This is a genomic window from Streptomyces sp. NPDC058534 (assembly GCF_042717365.1).
In the GTDB taxonomy this organism is placed as follows: domain Bacteria; phylum Actinomycetota; class Actinomycetes; order Streptomycetales; family Streptomycetaceae; genus Streptomyces.
In genome coordinates this window covers 42,942-53,453 of sequence record NZ_JBHXNW010000027.1, presented here as the reverse complement: position 1 = coordinate 53,453, position 10,512 = coordinate 42,942, and the positions used below count along the sequence as shown (strand labels likewise).

Here is a 10,512-nt window from a genome sequence, read left to right as displayed (position 1 = left end):
CCCGTGGTCCCAGGAAGACCGGACGCCTGGCTGCCCCCGCCGCGCACTCGCACGCTGGACGGCATGACGACCACACTGATCACCGGAGCCAACAAGGGCCTCGGCTTCGAGACGGCCCGCCGCCTCGTCGCCGCCGGCCACACCGTGTACGCCGCCGCCCGCGACCCCGAGCGCGGACGCCGGGCCGCCGAGACACTGGGCGCCCGGCCGCTCGTCCTCGACGTCACCGACGACGCCTCCGTCGCCGCCGCCGTGCGGACCGTCGCGGCCGACGGCGGGCTCGACGTCCTGGTCAACAACGCCGGCATCGAGCCGCGCGGCGAACACAACGCGGTGACCGGCGCGGACGGCACGACCGCCGACCTGATGCGCACCGTCTTCGAGACGAACGTCTTCGGCATGGTGCGTGTGACCCACGCCTTCCTGCCGCTGCTGCGCCGCTCCGCCGCGCCGGTCGTGGTCAACGTCAGCAGCGGACTTGCCTCGCTGACCGGACTCGGCGCCCCCGAGACCCCGGCGTACGGCTATCCGGGCCTCGCCTACCCGGCGTCCAAGACCGCCGTCAACGCGCTCACCGTGCAGTACGCGAAGGCGTTCCCCGGTATGCGGGTCAACGCGGTCGAGCCCGGCTTCACCAAGACCGACCTGAACGGCAACACCGGCACCCAGACCGTGGCGGAGGGCACCGGGATCATCGTCCGGATGGCCGGGCTGGGCCCCGACGGACCGACCGGCGGCTACTTCGACGCGGCGGGTCCGCTGCCCTGGTGAGCGGCGGGTCGCGGGGCCGGGCAGTGGGTCAGCGAGCCGCCGTCGACGGCCGGCCGCGCGAGACGACGCGGCTGCCGCCGCCGTCGACGACGCGGGCCTGGAGCGAACCGCAGGCGCACCGGGTCCACAGGGTGCCGCCCGCCCCGGTGGGATGCGCGGACAGCAACTGGAAGGGCTCGGCACCGTCGGGCCACCCGCAGTGCGGGCAGACGACACCGGTAGTGCAGGGCATGGCGACTCCTCGTGCCTCGGTGGTACGCCGGAAGGGCCGGCCGAGCGTGACGCCGCGTCGACCATCGCGACACAGCCAGAGTGCGGCCCCGCGTCCGTTCACGTCCAGGTTGACTTTACGGACGCCACCGTGAAGTGTGCGCTTCATGATTGATCTGCGCAGGCTGCACGTGCTCCGGGCGGTCTCCCACTACGGCACCGTCACCGCGGCGGCCCGCGCCCTGCACTTCACCCCCTCGGCCGCCTCCCAGCAGATCCGGCAGCTCGCCCGGGACCTGGACGTGGACCTGCTGGAACCGCAGGGGCGCGGGGTGCGGCTCACCCCGGCCGCGGAGAGCCTGCTCGCGCACGCCGACGCCATCGAGGCCCGCTGGGACGAGGCCGAACTGGATCTGCGGGCGGGGGAGGGCACCCCCGCCGGGCCGCTGCGGGTCACGGGGTTCCCGGTCGCCGTCTCCGTACTGCTGGCGCCCATGGCCGCGCGGCTGCGCGAGCGGCACCCCCGGCTGTCGGTCCGGATCCGGGAGGTCGAGGTGGCGGAGAGCTTCGACCTGCTCTTCGAGGGGGAGAGCGACCTGGCGGTGGTGGAGGCGACCCCGTCCAACCCGACGCGGTCGGACGCGCGCTTCGATCAGCGTCCGCTCCTGGACGACCCGTTCGACCTGGTCGTCCCCGAGGGCCACCCGCTCGCCGGACGGGACGGCGCGGACCTCGCCGACGTGGCGCACGAGGCGTGGATCGCGCCGGTGCCGCAGAGCCCCTGCAGGCCGCACGTGATGTCGGCGTGCGGGGCCGCCGGGTTCACTCCCGACGTGGTCCACCACGCGCTGGACTGGAACGTCACCGCCCACCTGGTCGCCCACGGGCTCGGCGTGGCGCTGATACCCCGGCTCGCCCAGCTGACCCCCGAGCTGCCGATCGTCCGGGTGCCCTGCGCGGACCGCCCGCACCGCAAGCTGCTGACCTGCACACGCAGCGGTGGTCACCGGCGGCCGGCGGTCGCGGAGGCGCTGGCGGAACTGCGCACACTGGCCGCCGCGGCGGTGGCCTGACACACGCCGGTCACGCACGCCGGGCACGCACGCCGGTCACATACGCCGGGACCGGAGCTCGCCCGAGCTCCGGTCCCGTACGCGTCCTGGGTGCCGATCAGGCGGCGACGGCCTCATCGGCGTGGCCGTGCAGCCGCGCGACGACCTCCGTCAGCTGGGCGGCCACCTCGGCGTCGTCCGCCGGGTGGGTCTCGGCGAAGCGGGTCACCGAACCGGGGATGGAGAGCTTGAGGTCCTCGATCACCTTGCCGCCGGCGATGCCCACGGCCTTGCGGGCCTCGTCCTGCGCCCACACGCCGCCGTACTGGCCGAAGGCGGTGCCGACCACGGCGGCCGGCTTGCCCGCGAAGGCGCCGGCGCCATAGGGGCGGGACAGCCAGTCGATGGCGTTCTTCAGAACGGCCGGGATGGTGCCGTTGTACTCGGGGGAGAAGAACAGGAAGGCGTCGGAGGCCTGGGCGGCCTCGCGCAGCTTCGCGGCGGTGGCCGGGACGCTGCCCTCGACGTCGATGTCCTCGTTGTAGAAGGGGATCTCGGCGAGCCCTTCGAACAGGTGCACCTCGGCGCCCTCCGGCGCGAACTTGACGGCCGCCTCGGCGAGCTGGCGGTTGTGCGAACCGGCGCGAAGGCTGCCGACGAGCGCAAGGATGCGGACAGACATGAGTACTCCCACTGACGAAGCGGACGCTGACGGGACAGACGTCTGCTGAAACGTTGCTGCGATAGATCCGGACCGGGGTCCGCTTATGTTCTAACATCTCAAACGGACCGCGGTCCAGTTTTCTTCCCATGCTTTACGCTGGGTTCATGTCCGCCGCCCTGCCGCCCCTCCCGAAGCCCGAAGAGACCGTCGGTCAGACCGAGTTGGAATTGCTGCAACTCGACACGGGGCCGGCCGAGGACGAGCCCTGCCTGCGCGCCGACGCCGCGCGCAACCGCGCCCGGCTGCTGGAGGCCGCCGAGCGGCTGGTCGCCGAGCACGGCGCGGCCGGCGTCACCATGGAGGCGGTGGCCGCGGCGGCCTCGGTGGGCAAGGGGACGGTCTTCCGCCGCTTCGGCGACCGCACCGGGCTGCTCGCGGCCCTCCTCGACCACTCCGAGCGCAAGTTCCAGGCCGCGCTGCTCAGCGGGCCGCCGCCGCTCGGCCCCGGCGCCCCGCCCGTCGAGCGGCTGCGGGCCTTCGGCTGCGCGATGCTGCGCCGCTCCATCGACGAACTGGACCTGCAACTGGCCGCGGAGCCCAGCGCGGAGCGCCGCCACACCTTCGCGCCGCGCCGCTTCCTCCGCGGTCACCTGGCCCTGCTGCTGCGCCAGGCGGTCCCGGACGGAGACAGCGAACTGCTCTCCCATACGCTGCTCGCCTACCTCGACGTCGCCCTGCTCCACCACCTCACCGAACAGTGCGGGATGCCCCCGGAGCGGCTGCGTGAGGGCTGGCTGGATTTGGTCGCACGGGTCACCCGCACCGAACCCCCGTCAGCCTGAGCCCGGCCTGAGCCCCGACCGGAGCCCCGTATCCGGCTTCTGCCAAGATGCCGTACGTCATGGTGCAGATACCGAAACCGTCCGCCGCCGAGTCCCTCGCACCGCGCTCCGTGCCCACGAGCGCCGATGTGGCCCGGCTGGCCGGCGTCTCGCGCGCGACCGTCTCCTACGTCCTGAACAACACCGGCGCCGTCCGGATCAGCGAACCCACCCGCCGCCGGGTGCACGAGGCGGCCAAAGAGCTGGGATACGTCCCGCACGCCGCGGCCCGCTCCCTGCGCGCCGGGCACAGCCGGATGGTCCTGATGCCCGCGCCGTCCTTCCCCGCGGGCCCCCTCTACAGCCGGTTCCTCAGCGAACTCCAGTGGGCCCTGGCCCGCCTCGACTACACGGTCGTGCAGTACGGCAGTGTCGGGCTGCACGGCTACGAGGCCGCCCGCGCCTGGGCGGAGCTGCGCCCGGTCGCCGTCCTCGTGCCCGGCGCCGATCTGGACCCCCAGGGCGTAGAGGTCCTCAAACGCTCCGGCGCCCGCGCGGTCGTCACCCTCGGCCCCGAGGCCGTCGAGGGAGCGCACGCCCTGCTCACGGACCAGGAGAGCGTCGGTCACGGCGCGGTCCGTCACCTCTACGACCGGGGCCGGCGCGCCATCGGGGTGGTCGTGCCCGCGGAACACGGCCTCGACGTCTTCTCGGTGCCCCGCCTCGACGGCGCCCGCCGTGCCGTGCGCGGCACCGACGCCACCGTCACCGAACTGCCCCTCGCCTACGAGGAGCGGGACGCCGCCCGGCTGGCCGCCCGCTGGGGCTCCCTCGGTCTCGACGCGGTGTTCGCGTACAACGACGAGTACGCGATGCTGCTGATGCGGGCCCTCCAGGACGCCGGCCTGGCCGTACCCGGCGACGCGGCCGTGATCGGGGCCGACGACCTGATGCTGGGCCGCCTGCTCAGGCCCCGGCTCAGCACCGTCCACCTGGAGCTGCCCTCCGGCCGCGACCTGGCCGCACTGGTCGACCGCGCGGTCCACGACCCCGGCGCCGCGCCCGAGCGTCACAAGGTGCTGGGCGCGGCGGTGGTCCACCGCGAGTCGAGCTGAGCCCGTCCTACTGGCCGCTCTCGCCGTCGGCCTGCGCCTGCTGCTCGGCGACCGCCTTGCGCACCTCGTCCATGTCCAGCTTCCGGGCCTGGCCGATGACGTCCGTCAGAGCGTCCTCGGGCAGCGCGCCCGGCTGCGCGAACACGGCCACCTGCTCCCGGACGATCATCAGCGTCGGGATCGACTGGATACCGAAGGCCTGGGCCAGCTCCGGCTGCGCCTCGGTGTCCACCTTCCCGAACACCAGGTCGGGATTGGCCTCGGCGGCCTTCTCGTAGACGGGCGCGAACTGCTTGCACGGACCGCACCACGACGCCCAGAAGTCGATCAGAACGAACTCGTTGTCCGTGACCGTCTGGTCGAAGTTCTCCTTGGTGAGTTCCACGGTGCTGGGCATGAGGTGATCCCTCTTCCTGATTCGGGGGTCTAGCCGCCGGCACAACACTGCCGACCTGGTGGGTATTCCGCGCACGTACCCATGTGGCCACGTCGCACACCACCCACCAGACTGACCTCATGACGCAATCGGATTCCATCGCGTACGACGTCGTCGTGATCGGCGCGGGCCCCGTGGGGGAGAACGTCGCCGACCGCACCCGGGCGGCCGGGCTGTCCACCGCGATCGTGGAGAGCGAACTGGTCGGCGGCGAATGCTCCTACTGGGCGTGCATGCCCAGCAAGGCCCTGCTGCGCCCGGTCCTCGCCCGCGCGGACGCCCGCCGCCTGCCCGGCCTCGCCGACTCGGTGCGGGGCCCCCTCGACACCGCGGCGGTCCTCGCCCGCCGCGACGAGTACACCTCCCACTGGAAGGACGACGGCCAGGTCCAGTGGGTCGAGGGCATCGGCGCCGACCTCTACCGCGGGCAGGGGCGGCTCGCCGGGCCGCGCACGGTGGAGGTGGCCGCGCCCGACGGCACCCGCCGCGTGCTGACCGCCCGGCACGCCGTCGCCGTCTGCACCGGCAGCGGCGCCGCCCTGCCGGACCTGCCCGGGCTCGCCGACGTGCGCCCCTGGACGAGCCGCGAGGCCACCAGCGCCGAGAGCGCACCCGGCCGGCTCATCGTGGTCGGCGGCGGAGTGGTCGCCGTAGAGATGGCCACCGCCTGGCAGGCCCTCGGCTCCCGCGTGACGCTCCTGGTGCGCGGCGACGGCGGGCTGCTCGCCCGGATGGAGCCCTTCGCCGGAGAACTGGTCGCCGAGGCGCTCACCGAGGCCGGCGTGGACCTCCGCACCGGCACCTCCGTCCGGTCCGTCACCCGCGAGGACGGCACCGTCGTCGCCGTCACCGACACCGGCGACCGCGTCGAGGCCGACGAGATCCTCTTCGCCACCGGCCGGGTGCCCCGCACCGGCGACATCGGCCTGGAGACGGTCGGCCTGGAACCGGGCTCCTGGCTGTCCGTCGACGACAGCCTCCGGGTGGACGGCCACGACTGGCTGTACGCCGTCGGCGACGTCAACCACCGCGCCCTGCTCACCCACCAGGGGAAGTACCAGGCGCGCGTCGCGGGCGCCGCCATCGCCGCCCGGGCCTCCGGGGTGCCGATCCTGGAGTCCGACCCGTGGGGCGCGCACGCCGCGACCGCCGACCACGACGCCGTACCCCAGGTGGTGTTCACCGACCCCGAGGCGGCGTCCGTCGGCCTGTCCCTCGCCGAGGCGGAGCAGGCCGGACATCGGGTCCGCGCCGTCGACATCGACCTGGGCACCGTGGCCGGCGCGAGCCTCTACGGCGAGGACTACAAGGGCCGCGCCCGCATGGTCGTCGACCTGGAGGACGAGATCGTCCGCGGCGTCACCTTCGTCGGCTCCGGCGTCGGCGAGATGATCCACTCCGCGACCGTCGCCGTCGTCGGCCAGGTGCCCCTCAGCCGCCTGTGGCACGCCGTCCCGTCGTACCCGACGATCAGCGAGGTGTGGCTGCGGCTCCTGGAGGCGTACCGCGACAACTGACGGCGGGACCCGGCGATGTCGCGCCCGCCGGGTCCCGCGGCCGGTCAGGCCGCCGGACCCGGCAGCTCGAACCCCAGCGCCGCCGCGGCCCGCTCCGGCGTCGGCTGCGCCCACAGGTCGGCCACCGCCCGGCTCGACGACAGCGACCGCGGCTCGGCCCGGTCCAGGTACAGCATGCCGTCCAGATGATCCGTCTCGTGCTGCACGATCCGGGCCGGCCACCCGGAGAACACCTCGTCCACCGCGAGCCCGTGCTCGTCCGTCGCCCGCAGCCGCACCTGCGCGGGGCGTGCCACCACCGCCTGCCAGCCCGGCACGCTCAGACAGCCCTCGAAGAACGCGGCCCGCCCGGCGCCGACGGGCTCGTACGAGGGATTGACCAGTACCCGGAACGGCTGCGGCACCCGCCCGCGAGCCACCCGCACCTCTTCCGGCACCGGCGCCGGGTCCTCGATCACCGCGATCCGCAGCCCCACCCCCACCTGCGGCGCGGCCAGTCCGACGCCCGGCGCCGCGTGCATGGTCAGCCGCAGCGCCTCGACGAACCGCGCCAGCAACGCGGGAGGCAACTGCCCGTCGAACGGCTCGGCCGCGCGGCGCAACACCGGATCACCCGCCTCGGCGATCGGCAACGGGCCGCCGGAGACGAGCAGTTCCTCGACCCGCTCGGCAAGAGGGGAGCGTTTACGCGGAGTTCCCATCGCGCCAGCATGCCACGGCCGCCGCCCCCACCGACGCCGCCCGTGTGACGCACGCCACTTCGCAGGCCGGGAACCCCACGCGCGTCCGAACCGACCACTGGGACCGTCCCCTCCCCACGACGTCCCCGGAGCGCCCACCGATGACCACCACCTCCCCGGCCTCGACGGACGAGTCCCCGGACACGGCCGCGCCACCGCCCACCCGCGGCAGCTGGTCCACCCTGCGCCCCCTGGTGCTGCGCCTGCACTTCTACGCCGGTCTTTTCGTGGCCCCCTTCCTGCTGGTCGCGGCGGTCACCGGCCTGCTCTACGCCGCCTCGTTCCAGGCCGAGAAGCTGGTCTACGCCCACGAGTTGACCGTCGACGACGTGGGCGAGCGCGAGCTGCCGATATCCGAGCAGGTCGCCGCCGCCCGGCAGGCCCACCCCGAGGGCGGCGTGTCGGCCGTACGCCCCTCGCCCGAGGACGACGCCACCACCAGGGTGATGCTGTCCGGCGTCGAGGGCGTCGACCCCGACCGCACGCTCGCGGTCTTCGTCGACCCGTACACGGCGAAGGTGCGCGGCGCCCTCGAACAGTACGGTTCCAGCGGGGCGTTGCCCCTGCGCACCTGGATCGACGAGTTCCACCGTGACCTGCACCTGGGCGAGACCGGGCGGCTGTACAGCGAGTTCGCCGCCAGCTGGCTGTGGGTGATCGCGAGCGCCGGTCTGGTGCTGTGGTTCTCCCGCCGCCGGGCCCGGCGCAAGCTGCGCGGGACCACCGGCCGGCGCCGCACCCTGGGTCTGCACGGAACGGTCGGTGCCTGGGCCGCGGCCGGGTTCGTCCTCCTCTCGGCGACCGGCCTCACCTGGTCGACGTACGCCGGCGCGAACATCGAGGACCTGCGCGTCTCGCTCGGCCAGACCACGCCGTCCGTGTCGGCGTCGGCCACCGGGGGCGGCGAGCACACCGGCCACGGCGCGGCGGCGGGCGCCGGCGGGGACGCGGCGCACGGCGTCGGCCTCGACAAGGTCCTGGCCGCCGCGCGCGCGGAGGGCCTCGGCGACCCCGTCGAGATCGTCCCGCCCGCCGACGCGTCCTCCGCCTACGTCGTCAAGCAGGTGCAGCGCAGCTGGCCCGAGAAGCAGGACTCGGTCGCCGTGGACCCGGCGACGGGCGAGGTGACGGACGTACTCCGCTTCGCCGACTACCCGGTGCTCGCCAAGCTCAGCCGCTGGGGCATCGACCTGCACACCGGCAGCCTGTTCGGGCTGCCCAACCAGATCGGGCTGATGCTCCTCGCCGCCTCCCTGATCCTGCTGATCGTCTGGGGCTACCGCATGTGGTGGCGGCGCGGCCGGGGTTCCGCCTTCGGCCGCCCGATCCCGCGCGGCGCGTGGCAGCAGGTGCCGCCGCTGCTCCTCGTCCCGCTGCTGGCGGCGGTCGCCGTGCTCGGCTACTTCGTCCCGCTGCTGGGCATCCCCCTGGCCGCCTTCGTCGCGCTCGACGTCGTACTCGGCGAGATCGCCCACCGGCGGGGACGGCGGACGCGGACGGACGGTGCGACGGCGGGGCGCTGACCACGCGGCGGGGGGGGGGGGGGGGGGGCCCCCCCCCCCCCCCCCCACCGCACCGCCGCTCCACCGCACCTGCGTACCGGCCGCCGCTCAGCGCCCGGTGAAGTCACCCGCCAGGGCGGCGGCGATCCGCGATTGGGCGTCGGCCTCCTCCTGCCGCCCCTGCCGTTCGAGGGTGCGGCGCAGCATCAGCCGGGCGTACTGCTCGACGGGATCGCGCTCGACGAGGATCCGCAGCTCGGTCTCCGCCCGCCGCAGCTGGGCCGAGTGGTAGTAGGCGCGCGCCAGCAGCAGGCGCGGTCCGGTCTGCTCGGGCACCTCCCCGACCAGCCCGTCCAGGACGCGCGCGGCGGCGGCGTAGTCCTTGGCGTCGAAGAACATCCGCGCGCGATCCCAGCGCTCGGCCGGCGTTCCGTGGTCGTAGTACGTCATGTCCACTCGTGACCTCCTTCGACGGCCTGCAACCACGACAGATGGTTGAACATTCCACCACATCCTTGCGTGCCGGCTGTCGCCCCGCGAAGGTGACGCCCTGGCGACCGTCTGACGCGTGGGGCCGTCCGGGGCTAGGTTGGGCGTCATGAGCAACCTTGATCGCGAGGCGGTACCCAGCCTGTGCGGCGGCCGCGGCTTCGTCGTGACGGAACCCGTGCGCGAACTCCTCAGCCCTCGCAACGTCAAGCTCGGCGAGTCCACCGAGGTCCGCCGACTGCTGCCCAACCTCGGCCGGCGCATGGTCGGCGCGTGGTGTTTCGTCGACCACTACGGCCCCGACGACATCGCCGACGAGCCCGGCATGCAGGTGCCTCCGCACCCGCACATGGGCCTCCAGACGGTCAGCTGGCTGCACGAGGGCGAGGTCCTGCACCGCGACTCCACCGGCAGCCTCCAGACCATCCACCCGCGGCAGCTGGGCCTGATGACCTCCGGCCGCGCGATCAGCCACTCCGAGGAGAGCCCTCGCCCGCACGCCCGCCGCCTGCACGGCGCGCAGCTGTGGGTCGCCCTCCCGGACACCCACCGCCACACCGACCCGCACTTCGAGTACCACGCCGAGCTGCCCCTGGTCACCGCCCCGGGCCTGTCGGCCACCCTGCTCCTGGGCACCCTCGACGGCGCCACGTCCCCGGGCACGACGTACACCCCCCTCGTCGGCGCCGACCTGACCCTCGCCGGCGGCACGGACGTACGCCTCCCCCTGGAACGGGACTTCGAGTACGCCGTCCTGTCCATGACCGGCGAGGCCCACGTCGACGGCGTGCCACTGGTGCCGGGCTCGATGCTCTACCTCGGCTGCGGCCGCGACGAACTCGCCCTGCGCGCCGACACGAACGCGGGCCTGATGCTGCTGGGCGGCGAGCCGTTCGAGGAGGAGCTGATCATGTTCTGGAACTGGATCGGACGGTCCCAGGAGGAGATCGTGCAGGCACGGCGGGACTGGATGGCAGGGGCACGGTTCGGGGAGGTCAAGGGGTACGACGGGGGTCCTCTGGCCGCCCCTGAGTTGCCAGCTGTACCGCTCAAGCCACGTGGGAGGCTCCGTTGACCTGCGGGGATGCCTGAGATCAGGCGGCTGGTTGGGGAGTAGACGGCCAGGTGTCGGCCTCGGATGGCGATGGCTGGCGGTGAGGGCGGCTCAGTGGGTTGCGGGGCCGAATCCGCGTGG

General features: G+C 73.8%; 12 protein-coding genes. 7 read left to right on the top strand and 5 right to left on the bottom strand.

Annotated elements, in window-relative coordinates:
* Nucleotides 1-63: 63 nt before the first annotated feature.
* Nucleotides 64-771 (top strand): SDR family NAD(P)-dependent oxidoreductase, encoded by a 708-nt coding sequence (locus ACFWR9_RS18460; RefSeq protein WP_383842958.1) that lies wholly within the window; start codon nt 64-66, stop codon nt 769-771.
* 28 nt (nt 772-799) lie between these two features.
* On the opposite strand, the gene ACFWR9_RS18455 is transcribed toward ACFWR9_RS18460, so the two are convergent.
* Entirely contained in the window at nt 800-1,003 is a 204-nt protein-coding gene (locus ACFWR9_RS18455; RefSeq protein WP_383842955.1) for a hypothetical protein, read from the bottom strand.
* 145 nt (nt 1,004-1,148) lie between these two features.
* Here ACFWR9_RS18455 and ACFWR9_RS18450 point away from each other — a divergent pair, with 145 nt between their 5' ends.
* A complete protein-coding gene (locus ACFWR9_RS18450) occupies nt 1,149-2,054 on the top strand; it encodes a LysR family transcriptional regulator (protein ID WP_383842952.1) in 906 nt (301 codons plus the stop codon).
* 97 nt (nt 2,055-2,151) lie between these two features.
* On the opposite strand, the gene ACFWR9_RS18445 is transcribed toward ACFWR9_RS18450, so the two are convergent.
* Nucleotides 2,152-2,715 carry an NAD(P)H-dependent oxidoreductase gene (locus tag ACFWR9_RS18445; protein ID WP_383842949.1) on the bottom strand — a complete coding sequence of 188 codons (564 nt, stop codon included), beginning with the start codon at nt 2,713-2,715 and terminating at the stop codon, nt 2,152-2,154.
* A 146-nt stretch (nt 2,716-2,861) separates the two neighbouring features.
* On the opposite strand from ACFWR9_RS18445, the gene ACFWR9_RS18440 reads away from it, so the two are divergent.
* Both ACFWR9_RS18440 and ACFWR9_RS18435 read left to right on the top strand, forming a co-directional pair.
* A complete protein-coding gene (locus ACFWR9_RS18440; protein ID WP_383842946.1) occupies nt 2,862-3,539 on the top strand; it encodes a TetR/AcrR family transcriptional regulator in 678 nt (225 codons plus the stop codon).
* A 59-nt stretch (nt 3,540-3,598) separates the two neighbouring features.
* Nucleotides 3,599-4,633, top strand: a complete 1,035-nt coding sequence (locus ACFWR9_RS18435; RefSeq protein WP_383842944.1) for a LacI family DNA-binding transcriptional regulator — start codon at nt 3,599-3,601, stop codon at nt 4,631-4,633.
* A gap of 7 nt (nt 4,634-4,640) precedes the next feature.
* Here ACFWR9_RS18435 and trxA read toward each other — a convergent pair whose 3' ends face one another.
* A complete protein-coding gene (trxA, locus tag ACFWR9_RS18430) occupies nt 4,641-5,030 on the bottom strand; it encodes a thioredoxin (protein WP_383842941.1) in 390 nt (129 codons plus the stop codon).
* 119 nt (nt 5,031-5,149) lie between these two features.
* Here trxA and ACFWR9_RS18425 point away from each other — a divergent pair, with 119 nt between their 5' ends.
* Entirely contained in the window at nt 5,150-6,586 is a 1,437-nt protein-coding gene (locus ACFWR9_RS18425; RefSeq protein WP_383842938.1) for a dihydrolipoyl dehydrogenase family protein, read from the top strand.
* Nucleotides 6,587-6,630: 44 nt separating this feature from the next.
* On the opposite strand, the gene ACFWR9_RS18420 is transcribed toward ACFWR9_RS18425, so the two are convergent.
* The gene (locus ACFWR9_RS18420; RefSeq protein ID WP_383842935.1) at nt 6,631-7,287 is read right to left on the bottom strand and encodes a peptide deformylase; all 657 of its coding nucleotides are present in this window, start codon (nt 7,285-7,287) and stop codon (nt 6,631-6,633) included.
* Nucleotides 7,288-7,427: 140 nt separating this feature from the next.
* Here ACFWR9_RS18420 and ACFWR9_RS18415 point away from each other — a divergent pair, with 140 nt between their 5' ends.
* The gene (locus tag ACFWR9_RS18415; protein ID WP_383842932.1) at nt 7,428-8,849 is read left to right on the top strand and encodes a PepSY-associated TM helix domain-containing protein; all 1,422 of its coding nucleotides are present in this window, start codon (nt 7,428-7,430) and stop codon (nt 8,847-8,849) included.
* Between the two features lie 87 nt (nt 8,850-8,936).
* On the opposite strand, the gene ACFWR9_RS18410 is transcribed toward ACFWR9_RS18415, so the two are convergent.
* Nucleotides 8,937-9,284 carry a tetratricopeptide repeat protein gene (locus ACFWR9_RS18410; protein ID WP_383842929.1) on the bottom strand — a complete coding sequence of 116 codons (348 nt, stop codon included), beginning with the start codon at nt 9,282-9,284 and terminating at the stop codon, nt 8,937-8,939.
* 142 nt (nt 9,285-9,426) lie between these two features.
* Between ACFWR9_RS18410 and ACFWR9_RS18405 the strand changes: the two genes are divergently transcribed.
* Entirely contained in the window at nt 9,427-10,392 is a 966-nt protein-coding gene (locus ACFWR9_RS18405) for a pirin family protein (RefSeq protein WP_383842926.1), read from the top strand.
* The last annotated feature ends 120 nt before the right edge of the window (nt 10,393-10,512 follow it).